At 73.2% G+C, this 21,095-nt stretch carries 19 protein-coding genes and 1 pseudogene; 13 read left to right on the top strand and 7 right to left on the bottom strand.

Annotated features, from left to right (window positions below; translation table 11 throughout):
* Nucleotides 1–361 precede the first annotated feature (361 nt).
* Together ACZ42X_RS01445 and ACZ42X_RS01440 are read left to right on the top strand one after the other, a co-directional pair.
* Nucleotides 362–1,180 (top strand): SAM-dependent methyltransferase, encoded by an 819-nt coding sequence (locus ACZ42X_RS01445; RefSeq protein WP_468282965.1) that lies wholly within the window; start codon nt 362–364, stop codon nt 1,178–1,180.
* Nucleotides 1,177–3,375 carry a putative bifunctional diguanylate cyclase/phosphodiesterase gene (locus ACZ42X_RS01440; RefSeq protein ID WP_468282962.1) on the top strand — a complete coding sequence of 733 codons (2,199 nt, stop codon included), beginning with the start codon at nt 1,177–1,179 and terminating at the stop codon, nt 3,373–3,375. The genes ACZ42X_RS01445 and ACZ42X_RS01440 overlap by 4 nt, the downstream gene beginning before the upstream one ends.
* Here the strand turns inward: ACZ42X_RS01440 and ACZ42X_RS01435 are convergent.
* Complete coding sequence (locus ACZ42X_RS01435) at nt 3,315–4,247, bottom strand: LysR family transcriptional regulator (protein WP_468282959.1); 933 nt, start codon at nt 4,245–4,247, stop codon at nt 3,315–3,317. The genes ACZ42X_RS01440 and ACZ42X_RS01435 overlap by 61 nt on opposite strands.
* A 96-nt stretch (nt 4,248–4,343) precedes the next feature.
* Here ACZ42X_RS01435 and ACZ42X_RS01430 point away from each other — a divergent pair, with 96 nt between their 5' ends.
* From ACZ42X_RS01430 to melC2, 5 genes are all read left to right on the top strand, one after another.
* Nucleotides 4,344–5,048 carry a succinate dehydrogenase cytochrome b subunit gene (locus ACZ42X_RS01430; protein WP_468282956.1) on the top strand — a complete coding sequence of 235 codons (705 nt, stop codon included), beginning with the start codon at nt 4,344–4,346 and terminating at the stop codon, nt 5,046–5,048.
* Nucleotide 5,049: 1 nt separating this feature from the next.
* The gene (locus ACZ42X_RS01425; protein WP_468282953.1) at nt 5,050–6,996 is read left to right on the top strand and encodes a fumarate reductase/succinate dehydrogenase flavoprotein subunit; all 1,947 of its coding nucleotides are present in this window, start codon (nt 5,050–5,052) and stop codon (nt 6,994–6,996) included.
* Nucleotides 6,993–7,742: a succinate dehydrogenase/fumarate reductase iron-sulfur subunit gene (locus tag ACZ42X_RS01420; RefSeq protein ID WP_468282950.1), complete on the top strand. Its 750-nt coding sequence runs from the start codon at nt 6,993–6,995 to the stop codon at nt 7,740–7,742. Before ACZ42X_RS01425 ends, ACZ42X_RS01420 begins: the two co-directional genes overlap by 4 nt.
* A 315-nt stretch (nt 7,743–8,057) precedes the next feature.
* Nucleotides 8,058–8,504, top strand: coding sequence for an apotyrosinase chaperone MelC1 (gene melC1, locus ACZ42X_RS01415; protein ID WP_468282947.1), 447 nt, complete (start codon nt 8,058–8,060; stop codon nt 8,502–8,504).
* A 17-nt stretch (nt 8,505–8,521) separates the two neighbouring features.
* Complete coding sequence (gene melC2 / locus ACZ42X_RS01410) at nt 8,522–9,349, top strand: tyrosinase MelC2 (protein ID WP_468282944.1); 828 nt, start codon at nt 8,522–8,524, stop codon at nt 9,347–9,349.
* Nucleotides 9,350–9,429: 80 nt separating this feature from the next.
* Here the strand turns inward: melC2 and ACZ42X_RS01405 are convergent, their stop codons facing one another.
* Nucleotides 9,430–10,434 (bottom strand): MsnO8 family LLM class oxidoreductase, encoded by a 1,005-nt coding sequence (locus tag ACZ42X_RS01405; RefSeq protein WP_468284086.1) that lies wholly within the window; start codon nt 10,432–10,434, stop codon nt 9,430–9,432.
* A gap of 77 nt (nt 10,435–10,511) precedes the next feature.
* On the opposite strand from ACZ42X_RS01405, the gene ACZ42X_RS01400 reads away from it, so the two are divergent.
* Nucleotides 10,512–11,000 carry a phosphatase domain-containing protein gene (locus tag ACZ42X_RS01400; protein ID WP_468282941.1) on the top strand — a complete coding sequence of 163 codons (489 nt, stop codon included), beginning with the start codon at nt 10,512–10,514 and terminating at the stop codon, nt 10,998–11,000.
* A gap of 31 nt (nt 11,001–11,031) precedes the next feature.
* Here the strand turns inward: ACZ42X_RS01400 and ACZ42X_RS01395 are convergent, their stop codons facing one another.
* The gene (locus ACZ42X_RS01395) at nt 11,032–11,259 is read right to left on the bottom strand and encodes a dodecin (protein ID WP_361426579.1); all 228 of its coding nucleotides are present in this window, start codon (nt 11,257–11,259) and stop codon (nt 11,032–11,034) included.
* Between the two features lie 244 nt (nt 11,260–11,503).
* Here ACZ42X_RS01395 and ACZ42X_RS01390 point away from each other — a divergent pair, with 244 nt between their 5' ends.
* From ACZ42X_RS01390 to ACZ42X_RS01380, 3 genes and pseudogenes are all read left to right on the top strand, one after another.
* On the top strand, nt 11,504–12,763 hold the full coding sequence (locus ACZ42X_RS01390) for an extracellular solute-binding protein (protein WP_468282938.1): 1,260 nt from the start codon (nt 11,504–11,506) through the stop codon (nt 12,761–12,763).
* A 370-nt stretch (nt 12,764–13,133) separates the two neighbouring features.
* Nucleotides 13,134–13,952 carry a GNAT family N-acetyltransferase gene (locus ACZ42X_RS01385; RefSeq protein ID WP_468282935.1) on the top strand — a complete coding sequence of 273 codons (819 nt, stop codon included), beginning with the start codon at nt 13,134–13,136 and terminating at the stop codon, nt 13,950–13,952.
* Nucleotides 13,952–14,533 (top strand): annotated as a pseudogene (locus ACZ42X_RS01380) (lysophospholipid acyltransferase family protein); the annotation flags it as partial. The gene ACZ42X_RS01385 and the pseudogene ACZ42X_RS01380, both read left to right, overlap by 1 nt.
* Before the next feature lie 173 nt (nt 14,534–14,706).
* Here ACZ42X_RS01380 and egtD read toward each other — a convergent pair.
* The 4 genes from egtD to egtA are packed head-to-tail and all read right to left on the bottom strand — an operon-like array spanning nt 14,707 to nt 19,068.
* On the bottom strand, nt 14,707–15,699 hold the full coding sequence (egtD, locus tag ACZ42X_RS01375) for an L-histidine N(alpha)-methyltransferase (protein WP_361426570.1): 993 nt from the start codon (nt 15,697–15,699) through the stop codon (nt 14,707–14,709).
* Complete coding sequence (egtC, locus tag ACZ42X_RS01370; protein WP_468282932.1) at nt 15,696–16,457, bottom strand: ergothioneine biosynthesis protein EgtC; 762 nt, start codon at nt 16,455–16,457, stop codon at nt 15,696–15,698. The genes egtD and egtC overlap by 4 nt, the downstream gene beginning before the upstream one ends.
* Nucleotides 16,457–17,767, bottom strand: coding sequence for an ergothioneine biosynthesis protein EgtB (gene egtB / locus ACZ42X_RS01365; RefSeq protein ID WP_468282929.1), 1,311 nt, complete (start codon nt 17,765–17,767; stop codon nt 16,457–16,459). The genes egtC and egtB overlap by 1 nt, the downstream gene beginning before the upstream one ends.
* Nucleotides 17,764–19,068 (bottom strand): ergothioneine biosynthesis glutamate--cysteine ligase EgtA, encoded by a 1,305-nt coding sequence (gene egtA, locus ACZ42X_RS01360; RefSeq protein WP_468282926.1) that lies wholly within the window; start codon nt 19,066–19,068, stop codon nt 17,764–17,766. Before egtA ends, egtB begins: the two co-directional genes overlap by 4 nt.
* A 133-nt stretch (nt 19,069–19,201) precedes the next feature.
* Here egtA and ACZ42X_RS01355 point away from each other — a divergent pair, with 133 nt between their 5' ends.
* Nucleotides 19,202–20,041: a TIGR02452 family protein gene (locus ACZ42X_RS01355; protein WP_468282923.1), complete on the top strand. Its 840-nt coding sequence runs from the start codon at nt 19,202–19,204 to the stop codon at nt 20,039–20,041.
* 197 nt (nt 20,042–20,238) lie between these two features.
* Complete coding sequence (locus ACZ42X_RS01350; protein WP_468282920.1) at nt 20,239–21,039, top strand: VOC family protein; 801 nt, start codon at nt 20,239–20,241, stop codon at nt 21,037–21,039.
* The last annotated feature ends 56 nt before the right edge of the window (nt 21,040–21,095 follow it).

The raw sequence follows: 21,095 nt of genomic DNA, 5'->3' as shown, positions 1-21,095 counted from the left end.
GGAGCGCCCAGCGCAGTCCCCACGCGCCTCCGGCCCCGGGTGGCCGGTCTCCCACCGGCCGGACACCCCGTCGGCCCGGCGGGCGCCCCCCCCCCCCCCCCCCCCCCCTTCCCCCCCCCCCCTCCCCCCCCCCCCCCCCCCCCCCCCCCCCCCCCCACCCCCCCCCCCCCGCCCGCTCGTGCACCCCCTCCCACACCGCTCGTACGCTGCTCGAACTCCGCACGTGCCAAAGGCGTGTGACCAAGAACGGACCGCTATTTTCCGTTTCCTCTCGCCCTCCTGGCGGGCGATCAGTAGCCTCGGCTCGAACACCGGCCATGAACACGGCCGCAACCCCCGTGGCTACTTGTTGGAGACATCGATGGAGCGTCCCGCCTGGGTCCCGCCGGGTATCGACATTTCGGTGCCGAGCGTGTCCCGCATCTACGACTACTACCTGGGCGGCTCGCACAATTTCGAAGTAGACCGGGAAGCCGCCCGCAGGGCCATGGAGTTCATGCCTGGCCTGCCCAAGATCATGCAGTCGAACAGGGCGTTTATGCGCCGCGCGGTGCGGTACGCCGTGAGCGAGGGCATCACCCAGTTCCTCGACATAGGCTCCGGCATCCCCACCTTCGGCAACGTCCACGAGATCGCCCAAGGTGCCCGCCCCGACGCCCGCGTGGTGTACGTCGACCACGATCCCGTCGCCGTCGCCCACAGCAAGGCCGTCCTGGAGGGCAACGAGCACGCCGCCGTCGTCGCCGCCGACCTGCGCAAGCCCCAGGACATCCTCACCGCCCCCGAGACGACCGCGCTGCTCGACCTGGACCGCCCGGTCGCACTGCTGCTCGTGGCCGTCCTGCACTTCCTGGAGGACGCCGACGACCCGCAGCGCTCCGTGGCCGAGCTGCGCGACGCCCTGGCGCCCGGCAGCCTGCTGATCGTCACCCACGCCTCGTACGAGGGCGTCCCCGTGCCCCAGGAGCGGGCGGGCGGCGCGGTGGGCGTCTACCGCGACATCCGCAACCCGCTGGTCATGCGCTCGCGGGAGGAGGTCACGCGGTTCTTCGACGGGTTCGAGCTCGTCGAGCCCGGTGTCGTGTCGATGCCGCACTGGCGGCCCGAGCCCGACAGCCCGGTCGAGCAGGAGGATCCATACGCCTTCGCGGGCTTCGCAGGGGTGGGGCGCAAGGCGTGAGCGTGCCGCCGCAGGAACCCGGGGCCGGCTCCGGCGCAGAGCCGGACGGCCTCGAGGACAGACTCCGGCGGTTCGCGACGATCTGGAGCCGGGCGATCTTCCCGGTCACCGCCACGTCGCTGACCCGCCCCGAATTCGAACGGCACCTGCTGCCGCTCGCCCGGGAGCTGAGCGGCGCTCTGCACGCCCGGCCGTTCGACCCGGCGCCCGCGCACGGCGTCGGCGCCGCCCTGGTGGCCGCCCACTGCACCGACCCCGACGCGCTCAGCCGCACCCTCGGCGTGGTCGACTCGTACCTGGTGCTGTACTGCCGGGACGCCGAAGCGCCGCCGGGCCCGCCCGGGCCGCCCGACCTCCCCGCCGAGGAACTCCGGGCCCGCTGCGCCCGGCTCCAGCACGCCCTGGCCGCCGGTTTCGCCCAGGCGCTGCGCGAGCGCACCCGCACCGAGCAGGAGTCCATCGCCCGCTCGGCGCTCTCGGCGCGCAGCTTCGCCGAACGGGCGCTGCACGCCACCGAGGCCCGCTTCCGGGCCGTCTTCGAGGGCGCGGCCATCGGCATCGGCATCGCCGACCTCGACGGCAACGTACTGGAGGTCAACGGGGCCCTCACCCGCATGTTCGGCGGCCTGGAGCACCATGTGCGCGGCCGCAAGGTGTCCGAGTGGGTCCACCCCGAGGACGCCCCGCACGTCTGGAACCTCTACGGCGAGCTCATACGCGGCGAACGCGACCACTTCCGCGTCGAGAAGCCCTTCTACCGGGGCGACGGCACCGTCCTGTGGACCAACCTCACGGTCTCCCTGCTGCGGGACACCGAGGGCAACCCGCAGTACACCCTGGCGCTGATGGAGGACACCACCGAACGCCGCCTGCTGAACCTGCGGCTGCGGTACGAGGCGACCCATGACGCGCTCACCGGGCTGCCCAACCGGACGCTGTTCTTCGAGCGGCTCGACAAGGCCCTCTCGGCCGGGGACGGCGCCCGCTTCGGGCTCTGCTACCTCGACCTGGACGGCTTCAAGGCCATCAACGACAGCCTCGGCCACGCGGCCGGCGACCGGCTGCTCGTGGAGGTCGCCGACCGGCTCCAGTCGGTCGCGACCCGGCCGGGGGAGATGGTCGCCCGCCTCGGCGGCGACGAGTTCGTGGCGCTGACCACCGGCACGGACACCGAGCGGCAGGCCGACGAGCTCGCCCACCGCATCCTCGCCGCCCTCGCCACGCCCATCCGGCTGGACGGCCGGGAGCTCACCGTGCGCGGCAGCGTCGGCATCGTCGAGGGGCCGGCGGGGGAACGCGGCTCCGCGGAGGTGCTGCGCAGCGCCGACATCACCATGTACCGGGCCAAGTCGGCGGGCGGCAACCGCTTCGAGCGGGCCGACCCGGAGGCCGACGCCCGCGCCATCACCCGGCACGGGCTGACCACCGCGCTGCCGGCGGCGCTGGAGCGCGAGGAGTTCTTCATCGAGTACCAGCCGCTCGTCCACCTCGGCGACGGCAGCGTGCACGGCGCCGAGGCACTGGTGCGCTGGTGCCACCCGCAGCACGGGGTGCTCGGCCCCGACCGGTTCATCCCGCTCGCCGAGCACACCGGGCTCATCGTGCCGCTCGGGCGCTGGGTGCTCCAGGAGGCGGTCCGCCAGGCCAGGTTCTGGAACCGGCGCCACTCCGACGGCGGGCCGCTGCGGATCAACGTCAACCTGTCGCCGACGCAGCTGCACCACACCGGCCTGGTCGCCGACATCACCGACGTACTGGACCGCTTCGGGCTGGAGCCCGGGGCGCTGTGCCTGGAGGTGACCGAGTCGGCCCTGATCGGCGCCGACGAGGACCTGCTCAAGCCGCTGCGGCAGCTGGCCGAGATGGGCGTGGACATAGCCCTGGACGACTTCGGCACCGGCTACTCCAACCTGGCCAACCTGCGCCGCCTGCCGGTGAGCGTGCTGAAGCTGGACCGCTCCTTCACCCAGGGCATGCAGCGGCACCCGGCCGACCCCGTCGACCTCAAGATCGTCGAGGGGATCGTCTCCCTCGCCCACAGCCTGGACCTCGCGGTGACGGTGGAGGGCGTGGAGACCGGCGTCCAGGCGGAGCAGCTGCGGGAGCTGGGCTGCGACACCGCCCAGGGCTGGTACTACGCCCGCCCGGGCGCCCCCGACCGGATCCACTCGCTGGTGCTGGCCGACGCGGTCTGAGACCGCAGCAGGACCTTCTGGAGCTCGCGCGCCGCCCGCGGCGGTGCCACGTCGCTGCGGTGCGCGAGCGCGATCGTCCGGCGCAGCCCGGGCCGCGCCAGGGCCGTGACCCGCAGGTCGCGGCCCGCCCTGGCCGCCACCATGCTCGGTACGACGGCCACCCCGAGCCCCGCCCGTACGAAGCCGAGCACCGCGTCCATCTCGCCGCCCTCGACCGTGAACGACGGCTCGAAGCCCGCGGCCCGGCACGCCGCGACCGTCAGCTCCCGCAGGTCGTAGCCGTGCCGGAACATCACCAGCGGCTCGTCGCGCAGATCGGCGATCCGTACCGGGCGGCGCGGTGGCGGCGAGGCCGCGGACGACACCACCACCAGGTCCTCCTGGAGCAGCTCGATGGTGGTGAGCGCGGGGGAGGGGGTCGGCAGCGGCAGCACCACCAGCGCCAGGTCGAGCGCGCCGCGCGCCAGCTCCCGTACGAGATCGTGCGAGCCGCTCTCCTCGATCAGCAGCTGGATCCCCGGGTGCAGGTCGTGGAAGGTGCGCAGCACATCGGGGAGCAGGCCGGTGCACAGGCTCGGCGTCGCGCCCAGCCGCACCCGCCCGCGCCGCAGCTGCGCCACCTCCTGCACCTCGTGGCGCGCGGTGTCGGTGTCGGCGAGGATGCGGCGGGCCAGCGGCAGCAGCGCCTCGCCCGCGTCCGTGAGCGCGATGTTGCCCCGGGCCCGGCTGAACAGCTCCGCACCCAGCTCCTTCTCCAGCGCCCTGATCTGCTGCGACAGCGAAGGCTGGGAGACGTGCACGCGCTCGGCGGCGTGCGTGAAGTGCCGGGTCTCGGCGACCGCCACGAAATAGACGAGCTGCTGGAACTGCATATCTCCACGATAGGCCCGTTCGATAGCCGCTTCCTATGGAGATCAGCGGCACCATGTCTTGGACCTCTTACCCCTGCCCCGCCTAGCGTCGCGTGTATGGCTCTGGCAACCCGGACGGATCGACAACCGTCCCTCACGCGCACCTTCTGGCGATCCACCGTCGGCAAGAAGACGGTCATGGCCGTCAGCGGGCTGATCATGATCGGCTACCTCGTCGCGCACGTGATGGGCAACCTGAAGGTCTTCTTCGGCCCCGGCGAGTTCAACGCGTACGGCCACTGGCTGCGGACCATGGGCGCGCCGGTGCTGCACCACGAGTGGGGCCTGTGGATCGCCCGCGTGGTGCTGCTCACCGCCGTCATCGCCCACGGCGTCTCGGCGTACCAGCTGAGCCGGCGCGACATCAAGGCGCGCCCGACCGCGTACGCGCACAAGCGCCGCCGCGCGAGCTACGCGACCCGCACCATGCGCTGGGGCGGGGTGATCGTGGCGCTCTTCATCGTCTGGCACATCCTGGACCTGACGACGCTCACCGTGAACCCGAACGCCCAGGCCGGCCATCCGTACGAGAACGTCGTGGCGACCTTCTCCACCTGGTACGGCAACGTCATCTACATCGTCGCGATGCTCGCCGTCGGGCTGCACATCCGGCACGGTTTCTGGTCGGCCGCCCAGACCCTCGGCGTGGGCAACGCCACCCGCGACCGCGCGCTGAAGACCCTCGCCAACGGGCTGGCGCTGGTGCTGACCGCGGGCTTCGTCTCCGTACCCGTCGCCGTCATGACCGGAGTGGTGAGCTGACATGAGCTTCCTCGACTACACGACCGGCGCGCCGGTCGTCGACGAAAAGGCCCCCAGCGGCCCCATCGCCGAGCGCTGGGACAAGCGTCGCTTCGAGGCGAAGCTGGTGAACCCCGCCAACCGCCGCAAGCACACGATCATCGTCGTCGGCACCGGCCTCGCGGGCGGCTCCGCCGGTGCGACGCTGGCCGAGCAGGGCTACCACGTCGTCCAGTTCTGCTACCAGGACTCGCCGCGCCGCGCCCACTCCATCGCCGCGCAGGGCGGCATCAACGCCGCGAAGAACTACCGCAACGACGGCGACTCCGTCCACCGCCTGTTCTACGACACCGTCAAGGGCGGCGACTTCCGCGCCCGCGAGTCCAACGTCCACCGCCTCGCGCAGATATCGGTGGAGATCATCGACCAGTGCGTCGCCCAGGGCGTGCCCTTCGCCCGCGAGTACGGCGGCCTCCTCGACACCCGCTCCTTCGGCGGCGTCCAGGTCTCCCGCACCTTCTACGCCCGCGGCCAGACGGGCCAGCAGCTGCTCCTCGGCGCGTACCAGGCGCTGTCCCGGCAGATCGCGGCCGGGAACGTCGAGCTGCACCCGCGCACCGAGATGCTCGACCTGATCGTGGTCGACGGGCGGGCGCGCGGCATCGTCGCCCGCAATCTGATCACCGGCGAGGTCACCACGCACTTCGCGGACGCGGTGGTGCTGGCCTCGGGCGGCTACGGCAACGTCTTCTACCTGTCGACGAACGCCATGAACTCCAACGCCACCGCCGTGTGGCGGGCGCACCGGCGCGGCGCGTACTTCGCCAACCCCTGCTTCACCCAGATCCACCCCACCTGCATCCCGCGCACCGGCGACCACCAGTCCAAGCTGACCCTGATGAGCGAGTCGCTGCGCAACGACGGCCGCATCTGGGTGCCGAAGGCGAAGGGCGACACCCGTCCGCCGCACGAGATCCCCGAGGAGGAGCGCGACTACTACCTGGAGCGCATCTACCCCTCCTTCGGCAACCTCGTTCCGCGTGACATCGCCTCCCGCGCCGCCAAGAACGTCTGCGACGAGGGCCGCGGCGTCGGCCCCGGCGGCCAGGGCGTTTACTTGGACTTCGCGGACGCCATCCAGCGGATGGGACGGGCTGCCGTCGAGGCGAAGTACGGCAACCTCTTCGACATGTACCAGCGGATCACCGACGAGGATCCGTACGAGGTGCCGATGCGGATCTACCCCGCCGTGCACTACACGATGGGCGGCCTGTGGGTCGACTACGACCTCCAGACCACCGTCCCGGGTCTCTTCGCCATCGGCGAGGCGAACTTCTCCGACCACGGCGCGAACCGCCTCGGCGCCTCCGCGCTGATGCAGGGCCTCGCGGACGGCTACTTCGTCCTGCCGTCCACCATCAACGACTACCTGGCCCGTAACCCGCTGACGGACCCGGTGACGGCCGACCACCCGGTGGTACGGGACGTGGTCGGGGAGACCGAGGACCGGCTCGCCCGGCTGCTCGCCGTCGACGGCGACCGCACCCCCGACTCGTTCCACCGCGAACTGGGCGAGCTCATGTGGGAGTTCTGCGGCATGGCCCGCTCCGACGAGGGCCTGCGCAAGGCGCTGGAGCGGATCCCCGCCATCCGCGAGGAGTTCTGGCGCCGGATCAAGGTGCCGGGCACCGGCGAGGAGCTCAACCAGTCGCTGGAGAAGGCCAACCGCATCGTCGACTACCTGGAGCTCGCCGAGCTCATGTGCCTCGACGCGCTGCACCGCACCGAGTCCTGCGGCGGCCACTTCCGCGAGGAGTCGCAGACGCCGGACGGCGAGGCGGCCCGCAAGGACGAGGAGTTCTCGTACGCCGCCGCCTGGGAGTTCGGCGGCACCGGCGAGCCGCCCGTCCTGCACAAGGAAGACCTCGTCTTCGAGTACGTCCACCCCACCCAGCGGAGCTACGCATGAAGCTCAAGTTGCGCGTCTGGCGCCAGAAGAACGCCGACGCCCCCGGCGCCATGACCACCTACGAGGTGGACAACATCTCGTCCGACATGTCCTTCCTGGAGATGCTCGACACCCTCAACGAGGAGCTCATCCTCCGCGGCGAGGAACCGGTCGCCTTCGACCACGACTGCCGCGAGGGCATCTGCGGCGCCTGCTCGCTCGTCATCAACGGCGACGCCCACGGGCCGGAGCGCACCACCACCTGCCAGCTGCACATGCGGTCCTTCCGCGACGGCGACACCATCGACGTCGAGCCGTGGCGCGCCGCCGCCTTCCCGGTGGTCAAGGACCTGGTGGTGGACCGGTCCGCCTTCGACCGGATCATCCAGGCCGGCGGCTACATCAGCGCCCCCACCGGCTCCGCGCCGGAGGCCCATGCCACGCCCGTGCCCAAGGCGGACGCGGACTTCGCCTTCGAGCACGCCGAGTGCATCGGCTGCGGGGCGTGCGTGGCGGCCTGCCCGAACGGCTCGGCGATGCTCTTCACCTCGGCGAAGGTCAACCACCTCAACGTGCTGCCGCAGGGCGCGCCGGAGCGCGAGACGCGGGTGCTCGACATGGTGGCCCAGATGGACTCCGAGGGCTTCGGCGGCTGCACGCTGACCGGTGAGTGCGCGACGGCCTGCCCGAAGGGCATTCCGCTGCCGTCGATCGCCGCCATGAACAAGGAGTGGCTGCGGGCCACGCGCAAGGTGCGCCGCAGCTGACGCAGGCATGATTCAAGCCACTTCCCGGGCGTGACCCGGGACACGTCCGGAGCCTCGGAACGGAAGATTCTCCACGAGTTCGCCACACTCTCCGCAAGTCTTCCGTTCCGGGGCGTTTCCGTGCCTGGGAACAGCAAGATCAACTCCGTTCAACCCCGTACTAATCGTGGCGTGATGTCCGTATCGAGGCCAACCCGCCCCTGCGGAATTCCAGGCTCCGAGAACCCCCGATAGGCATGGCATGTGCCGGGGGAACATGACCAAACCCCCGGTGGCAGCACATCACCGCACCACCGCACCATCAGGGGGTTTTCCATGTCCAGAATCACCCGCCGCCAGGCCATGAGCGTCACCGCCGGCGCGGCGCTCGGCCTCGCCGCCGCGGGGCGTGCCACGGCCGCGCCCGACACCACCGCCGCCGGCAGGGCGTCTTCCGGTACGGCCGCCACCGCCCCGTCCGCCGCGGCATCGGCGCACGGCACCGCACCCGCGCCCTTCGACGAGATATTCCTGGGCCGCCGCATCCAGGGCGGCCCCGCGCAGAGCGGCGGCGGACACCACGGGGGCCACCACGGAGGCGGCCACGGCTCCGGCTACTCCGTCCGCATCGACGGCGAGGAACTGCACGTCATGCAGAACGCCGACGGCACCTGGATCAGCGTGATCAACCACTACGAGCCGGTCGCCACGCCCCGCGCCGTGGCCCGCGCCGCCGTCCGCGAACTCCAGGGCGCCTCGCTCGTCCCCCTCGCCACGTCCTGAACCGGAGCCACAGCACCATGACCGTACGCAAGAACCAGTCCCAGCTCACCGCCGCCGAGAAGAAGCGTTTCGTCGACGCGGTGCTCGAACTCAAGCGCAGTGGCCGGTACGACTCCTTCGTCTCCACCCACAACGACTTCATCATGAGCGACACCGACAGCGGCGACCGCGTCGGCCACCGCTCGCCGTCCTTCCTGCCCTGGCACCGCAGGTTCCTGCTCCAGTTCGAGCAGGCACTCCAGGCCGTCGACCCGGCCGTCGCCCTGCCCTACTGGGACTGGACCGCCGACCGCACGGCGTCCTCCTCCCTCTGGGCGCCCGACTTCATGGGCGGCACCGGCCGCGCCCGCGACGGCCAGGTCATGGACGGGCCGTTCGCCGCCTCCGCCGGCCGCTGGACCATCACCGTCCGCGTGGACGGCCGTGACTACCTGCGCCGCGCGCTCGGCGCGAGCGGCCGCCAGCTGCCCACGCGCGCCGAGGCCGACTCGGTCCTGGCCATGGCGACGTACGACATGGCGCCGTGGAACAGCTCCTCCGACGGCTTCCGCAACCACCTCGAAGGCTGGCGCGGCGTCAACCTGCACAACCGCGTCCACGTCTGGGTCGGCGGCCACATGGCCACCGGGGCCTCGCCGAACGACCCCGTGTTCTGGCTGCACCACGCGTTCATCGACAAGCTGTGGGCCGACTGGCAGGCCCGCCACCCCGGATCCGGCTACCTCCCGGCCGCCGGCACCCCGAACGTCGTGGACCTGCGCGACACCATGCGCCCCTGGAACGACGTGACCCCGGCGGACATGCTGGACCACACCCGCCACTACACCTACGACACGGCGGCCTGAGCCGCCACAACCCCCTCGCGGACCCGGCGTCGGTGTGGAGCCAGGCCCGCGAGGCGGGGGGAGGGGGGAGGGGGCCGGTTTCAGCGCGGGGTCAGGCCCGCGAGGCGGGCGAGGCGGCGGTAGGAGTCCACCAGCGCCGCGCCGTCGTACGTACTCGTCGTCACCAGCACCTCGTCGGCGCCGGTCTCCTTCACCGCCTCCTCCAGCGCATCCCGCACCTGCTCCTCGGTGCCGTGGATGTGCCCCCGCAGCCCCGCCTCGTAGAACTCCCGCTGTTTCGGCGACATCGCCAGGCCCGCGACCCGCTCCGGCGGCGCGAGCGGCGGGAAGTCGCCCTTCGTACGGGAGTACGCCAGAGACCACGCCTCCGGCGTCAGCAGCCGCGCCGCCTGCTCCTCGCTTTCCGCGACCACCACCGTGCCGGCCACGACGACGTACGGCTCCTCGGCCCACGCGGACGGGCGGAAGGCGGCCCGGTACCGCTCGATCGCGGCCACCACCTTCGGCCGCCCCTTCAGATCGCCTATCACCAGCGGCAGGCCGGCCGCCGCGGCGATCTCCGCGCCCTCACCGGTGGCCAGGACGAACGGTGGGACCCGCAGACCCTCGGCGGGACGCGCGCGCACCCGGGGGTGCGCCGACTGCGTACCGTCGAACCAGCCCAGCAGCTCCACCAGCTGGGCGGCGAAGTCGTCGGCGTCCTCCTTGTCCCGGCCGAGGGCCCGCCGTATCCCGTCCGTGAAGCCCACCGAACGGCCCAGCCCCATGTCGATCCGGCCCGGGAAGAGCGACTCCAACACCCCGAACTGCTCCGCCACCACCAGCGGCTGGTGGTTCGGCAGCATCACCCCGCCCGTACCGACCCGAATCGTCCGCGTCGCGGCGGCGACGGCGGCCGCCAGCACGGTCGGCGCCGAACCCGCCACCCCCGGCACCCCGTGGTGCTCCGACACCCAGAACCGGTGGTACCCGAGCGCCTCCACCTCCTGGGCGAGGCGCACCGTGTCGCGCAGCGCCTGGGGACCGTCCTGCCCCTCGCGGGTGCGGGAACGGTCCAGCACGGAGAACCTGGCCGAAGCGATCAATGAGCTCACGCCCCTTTCAACGCCTGGCGCGCGCGAGGATTCCCCACGTGACCGGGGACGTGCCTACGCTGGGGCGCGTGACGCGAAACAGCAGGCCCCTGGCCGTCTTCGACCTGGACAACACCCTGTCCGACGCCCGCCACCGGCAGCGTTTCCTGGAGCGCAGGCCCCGCGACTGGGACGCCTTCTTCGCCGCGGCGCCGCAGGACCCGCCGCTCGCGCGGGGCGTGGCCATGTGCCGGGAGGCGGCCGACACGTGCGAGGTCGTGTACCTCACCGGCCGGCCCGAGCGGTGCCGGGCGGACACCCTGGCGTGGCTGGCGGAGCACGGCCTGCCCGAGGGCCGCGTCCACATGCGGCGCAACGACGACCGGCGGCCGGCGCGCCACACCAAGCTCGAGACGCTGCGCAGGCTGGCGCAGCGCCGGGAGGTGCGCATGCTCGTCGACGACGACGAGCTGGTCTGCGACGCGGCCGAACAGGCGGGCTTCCCGGTCGTACGGGCCCGCTGGGCGGAGAGCTCGGACGAGCTGAAGCAGGCCCAGGAGAGGGAGGGCCGTACCTGAGCCGGAGGGCCGCCGGCCCTGAGCGGTGGGCTCAGGCGCCGTGCTCCGACGGCTCCTCCAGGCGGAAGCCGACCTTCATTCCGACCTGGTAGTGCGCGATCCGGCCGTCCTTGATGTGGCCCCTGACCTGTGTCACCTCGAACCAGTCGAGATTGCGCAGCGTCTCCGCCGCGCGCGCGATGCCGTTGCGCAGGGCGTCGTCCACGCCCTCGTGCGAGGTGCCGACGATCTCGGTGACGCGGTAGGTGTGGTGCGACATGAAGGTCTCCTCGTTCGCCCGGTGCCTTCGGCCGGAGCCGTCGCCCGGTGGTGCCTCCTTCCACGGTGCCCCACGGCGCCGGGGTCCGCGAGGCGTCGACGGCTCACGGAGTGCGCACCGGGATGCGCACGGGGGTTGACCCGTCCACTGGTCCATACCAAAATCCAGCCATCACGCCCGTGGCGAATTCCTTCGCTTCCCCCCACGCCGGGTCCACTTCCTGTTCACGCAAAAGGTGCCCTACGTGAAGAAGCGCATCCTCGCCCGCGCCGCCGCGCTGACGTCGGCCATGATCATGACCATGGCGGTGACCGGTTGCGGCGCTCTCGCCGGTGACGAAGCCGGCACGCCGACCGTCCGCGTCTGGCTGATGAAGGGCAGCGTCTCCGACGACTTCCTGGAGCGGTTCACCCGCGCGTACGAGGACGAACACGCCGTGGACCTCGAGATCACCCTCCAGGAGTGGACCGGCATCGGCAAGAAGGTCACCGCCGCCCTGCACAGCGGCGACGCCCCCGACGTCATCGAGGTCGGCAACACCCAGGTGGCCCGGTACGCCGCGACCGGCCTGCTGTACGACCTCACGCTCGAGTCGGTCCGCGACCTGGGGCAGGCGGACTGGCTGCCCGGCCTGAAGGAGCCCGGCAGCATCAACGGCGTCCAGTACGGCATCCCCTGGTACGCGGCCAACCGGGTGGTCATCTACCACAAGGACCTCTTCGCGGAGGCCGGCATCGCCACGCCCCCGAAGACCCGCGACGAGTGGATCGAGGTCACCGAGAAGCTCGGCGGCGGCGGACGGCACGGCATCTACCTGGCGGGGCAGGACTGGTACACCCTCGCCGGGTTCATCTGGGACGAGGGCGGCGACCTGGCGGTCGAGAAGGGCGGCGAGTGGACCGGCGCACTCGACACCCCCGCCGCCCTGCGCGGCATGGCCTTCTACCAGCGCCTCCAGGCACTCGGCCCGGGCCCGAAGGACGCGGACGAGGAGACCCCGCCCCAGGCCGGCGTCTTCGCCGAGGGCGATGTGGCCCAGATCATCGCGCCGCCGAGCGTCGCCGCCGCCATCGAGGAGCGCAACCCGGCGCTCAAGGGCAAGCTGGGCTTCTTCCCCATCCCCGGCAAGACCGCCGACGCGCCCTGCGCCGTCTTCACCGGAGGCTCGGACCTGATCGTCCCGGAGAAGGCGAGGGAGCGGGACGCCGCCATCGAGGTCGTCACGGCGCTGGCGGGCGAGAAGTGGCAGACCGACCTCGCCCGGACCATGAGTTACGTGCCCAACAAGACGTCCCTGGCCCGCGTCGTCGAGGGCCAGGAGGCCACCGCCGCCATGGCCGCGGGCGCGGCGCGGGGCCGGGCCACGCCCAATGCGCCCCAGTGGGCGGCGGTCGAGGAGGCCAACCCCATCAAGCCCTACATGACGGCCGTCCTGGAGGGCCGGGACCCGAAGCGGGCGGCGAAAGAGGCGTCGGACCGGATCACCCGGGCGCTCGCCCACTGACCGCCCCGCGCGCGGCCGGGGCCCGGCGCGGGGCACGCGCCCGTGCCCGCGTGCGGAGCCCCTGTGCAGCCGACCCACGTCCGTGGCCGCGCGCCGGAGGCCGGTGCGACTGGCCCGCGTGCGTACCCGGTTGCCGGAGCCGGTGCCGTGAGCCCGCGCGTACGCGGTTGCCGGAGCCGCTGCCGCCGGCCCGCGCGTACGCGGTCGCCGGAGCCCAGAGCCGCCACCCCCGCGCGTACCCGGGATTCAGCAGGCGCACATCCGCGCTCCGCCGGACGGTCATGTCGAATCCAGCCTGCCGCGGGAGAAGTAGGGGGCCGGGCCGGCGCAGTCGTGGCCCGCCGCCTTCCCTCCGGCAGAGGAGACCGTCATGACCGCATCCCCGACAGCCGCCCCCCTCCCGGTTCCCACGGCCGCCCCCGCGCCGGGGCCCGCCCAAGCGCCGGCACACGCGGGACCCCGCCCCCGGTACGCCGTCTCCCTCGCCCGCGAACAGGACGAGGTACGGGCGGCGCAGCGGCTGCGCCACCTGGTGTTCGCGGGGGAGATGGGGGCCTGCCTCGACGGGCCGGAACCCGGCCTGGACGGCGACGCGTTCGACGCGTACTGCGACCACCTGCTGGTACGGGAGGAGGCGACGGGCGAGGTCGTCGGCACCTACCGGCTGCTGCCGCCCGACCGGGCCCGCGTCGCCGGGCGGCTCTACTCCGAGGGCGAGTTCGACCTCTCCCGGCTCGCCCCCATCCGCGACGACCTGGTCGAGGTCGGCCGCTCCTGCGTGCACCCCGCCCACCGCAACGGCGCCGTCATCTCCCTCATCTGGGCCGGCATAGCCCGCTACATGACCCGCACCGGACACGACTGGCTCGCAGGCTGCTGCTCGGTCCCGCTCGCCGACGGCGGCGCCCTCGCCGCCGCCACCTGGGACACGGTCAGGGCCCGCCACCTCGCGCCCGAGGAGTACTGGGTCACCCCGCACAAGCTCTGGTCCGCCGACGGCGCGCCCCGCCACGCGGCCCGCACCGAACTCCCGCCCCTGCTGCGCGGATACCTCCGCCTCGGCGCCTGGGTGTGCGGGGCCCCGGCCCACGACCCCGAGTTCGGCGTCGCGGACCTCTACGTCCTGCTGTCGCTGCGCCGCACCAACCCCCGCTACCTGCGGCACTTCCTCTCCCTCGCCCCCGCCTGATGAGCGCCTGGCTGCCCGCCTCCCCCTGCACCCCGGACCACTGCACCCGCCACCCCGGACCGCCCGCCCCGTTCCCGCGGGCCGTCCTCCGGCTGGCCGCGGGGGTCCTGGCCGTGCTCGCCGGGGTGGTGTGCGCGCCGCTGACCGTGCCGCTCGGGCGGGTCGTACGAGGGCGCCTGACGCGGCTGTGGTGCCGGGCGGTGCTCCGCGCCTTCGGCGTGCGCGTACGGATCACCGGTACGCCCCCGGAAGGGGCGGGCGCGCGGCTCGTGGTCGCCAACCACATCTCCTGGCTGGACATCCCGCTCGTCGCCGCCGTCCTGCCCGGCCGCATGCTGGCCAAGAGCGAAGTGCGGCGCTGGCCCCTGCTCGGTCCGCTCGCCGCCCGGGGCGGCACCCTCTTCCTCGAACGCGACCGGCTGCGCGCCCTGCCCGCCACCGTCCGTGAGCTCGCCGGGGCGCTGAGCGGCGGCGCGCGCGTGGTCGTGTTTCCCGAGGGCTCGACCTGGTGCGGCCGCGCCGGAGGGCGCTTCCGCCCGGCCGCCTTCCAGGCGGCGCTTGACGCGGGCGCCGGTGTCCAGCCCGTACGCATCGCCTACGCGCCGGCCGGTCCGGCCGCGTTCGTCGGCGACGACCCGCTCATCGCCTCGCTGTGGCGGGTCGCGGCGGCCCGGGGGCTGACGGCGGAGATCCGGATCCTGCCCCCGATCCCCGCCGGCCGCCACCCCGACCGCCGCTCCCTGGCGCGCGCCGCTCAGAGCGCCGTGGCAGCCGTCCCGGGCGTCGCCGGCGTCGCCAGCGAGAGCGCGAACCTCCCCTCCGCGTCCGTCCACCAGTGCGTCAGCTCCAGCCCCGCGCCCGCCAGCTCCCGGCGTACGCCCTCCTGACGGAACTTCGCCGACACCTCCGTACGCAGCTCCTCGCCGGCCTCGAACGGCACCGCCAGATCCAGCTCCGGGATCTTCACGGTCACCGCCTCACGCGCGCGCAGCCGCATCTCGATCCACTCCCGCTCCCGGTCCCACACGGCCACGTGGTCGAAGTCGTCCGGATCGACGTCCGCGCCCAGTTCCCGGGCCAGTACGGACAGCACGTTCTTGTTGAAGTCGGCCGTCACCCCGGCCTCGTCGTCGTACGCCGCGACCAGCGTCCCTTCGTCCTTGACCAGATCGGTGCCCAGGAGCAGCCCGTCGCCGGGCTGGAGCAGCGTCCGTACGGAGCGCAGGAAGACGGCCCGCTCCTCCGGCAGCAGGTTGCCGATCGTGCCGCCGAGGAAGGCGACCAGACGCGGACCGGGCGTGCCCGGCAGGGCGAGCCCCCGGGTGAAGTCGGCGACCAGGGCGTGCACCTGGAGCCCGGGCCGCTCCGCGCTCAGCGCCTCGGCGGCGCCGCGCAGCGCGCTCTCGCTGACGTCCACCGGAACGTAGCCCTCCAGGGCCGGCAGCAGCGCGTCGATGAGGTGGCGGGTCTTCTCGGACGAACCGGAACCGAGCTCCACCAGGGTGCGGGCCCGGGTGGCGGCGGCGATCTCACCGGCCCGGGCGATCAGGATCTCCCGCTCCGCGCGGGTGGGGTAGTACTCGGGCAGCCGGGTGATCTCCTCGAACAGCTCACTGCCCCGCGCGTCGTAGAACCACTTCGGCGGCAGCTCCTTCGGCGTACGGGTCAGACCGTGCAGGACGTCGGCGCGCAGATCCGCCCCGGTGGCGTCCTCGGGCAGGGTGCGGGTCAGCAGGAACGGGCTCACGCGGGCGGCTCCTTGAGCGGGTTCGTCGATACGTCGGTACGGGTGGCGGTCAGCACGGTGCCGTCGGGCACCTCGTGCCACCGGGGATCGTCGTCGTACGGCTCCGAGGCCACGACCACGCGACGGCCGGGGCCGGTCAGGTACCAGAGGGTGTCCCCCCAGGCGGTCGCGGTGATGGTCTCGCCGTCCGTGAGCAGCAGGTTCAGCCGCGACCCGGGGGCCGCGGCGGCGACCTCGTACACCGTGGCCGCCAGCGCGTCGGACGGCTCGTCGCCGGAGCGCAGCCGGTGCAGGACCAGCGCCCACACGAGCGCCGAGTCGTTCCGGGCCTCCAGGGACAGCAGCGCGTCCCCCGGCAGCTGCCGGGCCAGGGGCGCGAGGGAGCCCGGCCAGCCCCGCACCGCGCCGTTGTGGCTGAACAGCCACCGCCCGGCCGTGTACGGTGCGGCGGCGGCCTCCGCGTCGGCGCCCGACAGGGTGGCGTCCCGCACGGCGGCCAGCAGGGCACCGCTGCGCACCACCCTGGCCAGGTCGGCGAACGACAGGTCCGCCCAGATGGGCCCGGCGCGCCGGTAGCGGGCGGGCACCGGGTCCGCGCCCCCGTCCGCGTACCAGCCGATGCCGAAACCGTCCGCGTTGACCGTCCCGTGCCGCTGCCGTCGCGGCTCCCAGGACTGCCGGTACAGGCCGTGCGCCGGCTCCACGAGCACGTCCCCGAGCGGCACCTCGGGGCCGAGGTAGGCGAGGTGGCGGCACATCAGGCGACCTCCGCGTCCCGCGCCGTACGGAACCCGGCGAAGATCTGGCGCCGCACGGGCAGGTCCCAGTTGCGGAAGGTGCCCCGGCACGCCACCGGATCGACGGCGAAGGAACCGCCGCGCAGCACCTTGTGCGCCGGGCCGAAGAACACCTCCGAATATTCGCGGTAGGGGAAGGCGACGAAGCCCGGGTACGGCAGGAAGTCGCTCGACGTCCACTCCCACACGTCGCCGATCAACTGCCGTACGCCCAGCGGCGACCGCCCCGCCGGGTAGCTGCCGGCCGGCGCGGGGCGCAGATGCCGCTGGCCCAGGTTGGCGTGCGCCGGGGTGGGGTCCTCGTCTCCCCACGGGTAGCGGCGGGAGCGGCCCGTGACCGGGTCGTGGCGGGCGGCCTTCTCCCACTCCGCCTCGGTCGGCAGCCGCCGGCCCGCCCAGCGGGCGTAGGCGTCGGCCTCGTACCAGCTGACGTGCACCACCGGCTCCTCCTCGGGCACCGGCTCGACGACCCCGAAGCGCCGCCGCAGCCACTGCCCTCCCTCACGGCGCCAGAACAGCGGCGCGCCGATGCCGTGGGTACGGATCTGCGCCCAGCCCTCGGGGGCCCACCAGCGCTCGTCGCGGTAGCCGCCGTCCTCGATGAAGGCCAGGTACGCGCCGTTGGTGACGGGCACCGTGTCGATGAGGAAATCCGGCACCACGCGCGCGTGGGCGGGGCGTTCGTTGTCCAGCGCCCAGGGCTCGGCCGAGGTCCCCATGGTGAACGGCCCGCCCGGCACCAGCACTTCGGCCGGCAGTCCGCGCGTGTCCGTCGCCGGCGGCGGCGCGGGGGCGTCCAGCGCGGCCGGGCCGCGCCGCAGCTGGTGCGTGATGAGCATGGTCTCGTCGTGCTGCTGTTCGTGCTGGGCGATCATCCCGAAGGCGAAGGCGGCGTCCACGAGCGGCCGCCCCTCCAGCGGGGTGCGTTCGAGGACGTCCAGTGCCCGGCCGCGTACGTCGGCGGCGTACGCGCGTGCCTCCGCCGGGGCGAGCAGCGGCAGTGCGGGGCGGGTGGCCCTGGGGTGCTCGAAGGCGTCGTACAGCGAGTCGATCTCAGGACGCAGCGCCTCGCGGCCGGCGACGGCCCGCAGCAGCCACTGCTCCTCCTGGTTGGAGATGTGCGCCAGGTCCCACACCAGAGGGGACATCAAGGGGGAGTGCTGCGCGGTCAGTTCGGCGTCGTCCACGCAGTCGGTGAGCAGCGCGGTGCGCGCCCGGGCGGTGGTCAGCGCGTCGAGCGCCCGCCGCCGGAGCGTGTCGGGGTCGGTCATGTACGGACGTCCTTCCCGGGGGTGCCGGAGCCGGTCCCGGTGCCGGTCATGGGGGAGAGGTGGTCGTCTGCGGGGCACCGGCCCCGTACGACGTAGTGCTCGTGGAAGGCGGCCACCGCGTCCCGTACGGCCGGGCCGGCCCCCAGGCGGGGCAGTGCCTCCAGGGCGAGCGCGAAGCACGAGACGGCGGCGGCGTGCAGCGCCGGATGTGTGAGCCCGTCCCGGGCGGCGGTGGTCCACAGCGCGTCGCGCGGCGGACCGACGGGCCCGGTGTCGTCCAGCAGGGGGCCGACGGTGCGGTACGCCGCGTCGGCGGCCTCCGGGTCGTCGAACAGCGCGGCCGTGACGGCGAGCGGGACGATCCAGCCGTCCTCGCCGGACTGGGCGTCGATCATGCGTAGTTCGAGGTGGCCGCGCGGCCGTACGGGCGGGAAGAGGGTGGTCAGGTGGTAGTCGAGGTCGGCGCGGGTGGCGGCCCTGGGGCTCCGGTCGCGCAGCCACTGCCGGAACGTCAGGCCGTCCGGGACCGCCCACGGCCCCTCGTCGCCCCGCACGCACATCACCGGCGCGTCCAGCACGTGCGCGGCCCACGCCGCGCGCGGCTCGGTGGCGAGGGGCGGCGCCATGCCCCGTACCGGATCGAGCGCCGACCACAGCGACTGCCGCGTCGAACGCCACCCGGTGCGGGTGCCGTGCAGGGACGGCGAGTTGGCGAACGCGGCGACCAGGACCGGCCCGAGCGCGTGCGCCAGCCGCCAGCGCCGCTCGAACCCGAGCGGCCCGGGTTCCTCGTGCCCCGCGTCCAGACAGACCTGTACGGAGGCCGAGTCGCGCATCATGGCCCGTCCGGCCGGCCCGGACCGGTCGAGGTACGCCTCCATGGCGTCGTACCGCGGCTCGCGCAGCAGCCGGGCGCGCGGCGGCTGCCAGGGATCGGTGCCGAAACCGGCGAGGGTGAGGCCGAGACCGCCGAGCGCGGCGCGTACGGCGGCCAGATCGGCCGAGACGGTGGTGACGCACTCCATGAGGGAGGCCGCGGGCGGCGAGCTGAGCTCCAGCTGCCCGCCTGGTTCGAAGGTGAGCGCCGACCTCAGGGGCAGGGTGCGCAGCCGGGTGAAGGCGGCGCGCAACCGGTCGGCGGAGACGGTGAGTTGCGGGACGTGCGGTTCATGGACGAACCATTCCAGTTCGACCCCTGTGGTACGCGGAGGGCCCGTCTTGAAGCAGATGCATCGCAACAGGTCCTCGGCTTCGTCCTCGGAGAGCGGGGTGCCGCTCTCCGGCAGGTCGCGCGGTGGCATGGGACTCCTCCTGTCGAAGGGCTCCGTTCCACCTAAGCCACCGCTGTCCGTTCGCACAAGAGTGCCCCGGGGTGGTCGCGGGGCGCGGTAAATCGTTTGCCGCACCCCTGATTGGCCCGTGAGGATCGGGGGTATGAGTGCACGTTTGCGCGGGATCGCGAAGCAGACCGAGGAGATCGTCGCGGCGGGCCGGTACCGCGCCCCCGGAGGCCGCGAGGTGACCCTCGAACCCGCGCTGGCCGCCGCCCTGGCCGGCACCCGGTTGTACGGCCCCGAGCCCGTCCCCGTCCGCCCCGACTCGGACCGTACGACGCGGTTCGAGGTCACCGGCGAGTCCAGTCTGGAGGCCGCGCACCGTCTCGTCGGCGCCGGCCCGGACCGCCCGGTCGCCGTCCTGAACTTCGCCTCCGCGCGCAACCCCGGGGGCGGCTACCTCAACGGCGCGCAGGCGCAGGAGGAGGCGCTCTGCCGCGCCTCCGCGCTCCACGCCACGCTGCTGCGCGTCCCGGAGTACTACGACCACCACCGGGCCGACCGCAGCCCGTTCTACACCGACCGGGTGATCCACTCCCCGGGTGTCCCGGTCTTCCGCGACGACCGCGGCCGCCTGCTGGACGCCCCGTTCACCGTCGGGTTCCTCACCTCGCCGGCGCCGAACGCGGGCGTCATCCTCAGCCGTACCCCCGAGCGGGCCGGGCACGTACCGGCGGCGCTCGCCTCCCGGGCGGAGAGGGTGCTGGAGACGGCGGTGGCGGGCGGCTACCGGCGCCTGGTGCTGGGCGCGTGGGGCTGCGGCGTGTTCCGCAACGACCCGGCCGCGGTGGCGGAGGCGTTCCGGGCCCTGCTGGTGGGCGACGGGCGGTTCGCGGGCCACTTCGAGGAGGTCGTCTTCGCGGTGCTGGACCGGACGGCGCAGGGCGCCACGCTGGGGGCGTTCCGGGACGTGTTCGCGGGCCTCGCGGCCCGCCGCTGAGCGGCGCCGGGCGGACCGCGGTCGGACCACGGTTGGACCACGGCCTGGCCACGGCCTGGCTCCGGCCTGCGCGGACACCCCGGCGTGGCGCTGTGGGAGGGCGACTGTCAGTGCCCCCTGCCATGCTGGATCACGGCGTGGAACCCGGCCTGGCAGGAGACCGGGTGGCGTCACGACCCGTGCATCGGAGGATCACCATGCTGACGACCGATTACGCGCCCGGCACCCCCAACTGGATCGATCTCGGCGCCCCGGACGTCGACGCCGCCGTCGCCTTCTACTCCGCGGTGTTCGGCTGGACCGTCCAGTCGGCCGGCCCGGACTCCGGGGGCTACGGCTTCTTCCAGCTCGACGGCCGGACGGTGGGCGGCGTCGGGCCCCTGACGGAGGAGGGCGCGTCCTCCGCCTGGACGACGTACTTCACGACACGCGACGCCGACGCGACGATGGACGCGGTGCGGCAGGCCGGCGGCTCCGTGCGCGTCGAGCCGATGGACGTCTTCACAGCGGGCCGGATGGCCGCTTTCACCGACCCCACGGGCGCCGACTTCGCGGTGTGGCAGCCGGGCGACATCACGGGCATGGACGTGGTCATGGAGCCGAAGGCCCTGTGCTGGACCGAGCTCTACACGACCGACTCGGACGCCGCGAAGGACTTCTACCGCGCCGTCTTCTCCTGGGAGTACCAGGACATGGACATGGGCGACGACGTGGTCTACAGCATCATCTCCGCGCCGGGCGGCGGCAAGGACGGTGATACGGGCCAGGGCGGGCTCATGCGCCTGGGGAAGGAGAACATCCTGGCCGGATCGACCTCCGAATGGCATCCGTACTTCGGCGTGGCCGACTGCGACGCCGTGTACGGCGCGGCCACCGGCCTCGGCGCCACGACCCTGGTGCCGCCGGTCACCGTGCCGGGCGTCGGCCGGATCGCCATGCTGACGGATCCTGCCGGCGCGCCGTTCGCCCTGATCAAGGGAGACCCGACCATGACCTGACCCTGGCCGATGACCTGGCTCTGGCCGATGCCCCGACCGTGGCCCAGGGGCCGAGC

The organism is Streptomyces sp. NPDC030862, assembly GCF_055571835.1.
This window is presented reverse-complemented; position numbering and strand designations above follow the sequence as displayed.

Coding starts and splice junctions, on each gene's coding strand:
- ACZ42X_RS01420 (WP_468282950.1), top strand. CDS start 6,993: ATGAAGCTCAAGTTGCGCGTCTGGCGCCAGAAGAACGCCGACGCCCCC.
- egtC (WP_468282932.1), bottom strand. CDS start 16,457: ATGTGCCGCCACCTCGCCTACCTCGGCCCCGAGGTGCCGCTCGGGGAC.
- ACZ42X_RS01355 (WP_468282923.1), top strand. CDS start 19,202: ATGAGTGCACGTTTGCGCGGGATCGCGAAGCAGACCGAGGAGATCGTC.
- melC1 (WP_468282947.1), top strand. CDS start 8,058: ATGTCCAGAATCACCCGCCGCCAGGCCATGAGCGTCACCGCCGGCGCG.
- egtA (WP_468282926.1), bottom strand. CDS start 19,068: ATGCCACCGCGCGACCTGCCGGAGAGCGGCACCCCGCTCTCCGAGGAC.
- egtB (WP_468282929.1), bottom strand. CDS start 17,767: ATGACCGACCCCGACACGCTCCGGCGGCGGGCGCTCGACGCGCTGACC.
- ACZ42X_RS01435 (WP_468282959.1), bottom strand. CDS start 4,247: ATGCAGTTCCAGCAGCTCGTCTATTTCGTGGCGGTCGCCGAGACCCGG.
- melC2 (WP_468282944.1), top strand. CDS start 8,522: ATGACCGTACGCAAGAACCAGTCCCAGCTCACCGCCGCCGAGAAGAAG.
- ACZ42X_RS01385 (WP_468282935.1), top strand. CDS start 13,134: ATGACCGCATCCCCGACAGCCGCCCCCCTCCCGGTTCCCACGGCCGCC.
- ACZ42X_RS01350 (WP_468282920.1), top strand. CDS start 20,239: ATGCTGACGACCGATTACGCGCCCGGCACCCCCAACTGGATCGATCTC.
- ACZ42X_RS01445 (WP_468282965.1), top strand. CDS start 362: ATGGAGCGTCCCGCCTGGGTCCCGCCGGGTATCGACATTTCGGTGCCG.
- ACZ42X_RS01430 (WP_468282956.1), top strand. CDS start 4,344: ATGGCTCTGGCAACCCGGACGGATCGACAACCGTCCCTCACGCGCACC.
- ACZ42X_RS01395 (WP_361426579.1), bottom strand. CDS start 11,259: ATGTCGCACCACACCTACCGCGTCACCGAGATCGTCGGCACCTCGCAC.
- ACZ42X_RS01425 (WP_468282953.1), top strand. CDS start 5,050: ATGAGCTTCCTCGACTACACGACCGGCGCGCCGGTCGTCGACGAAAAG.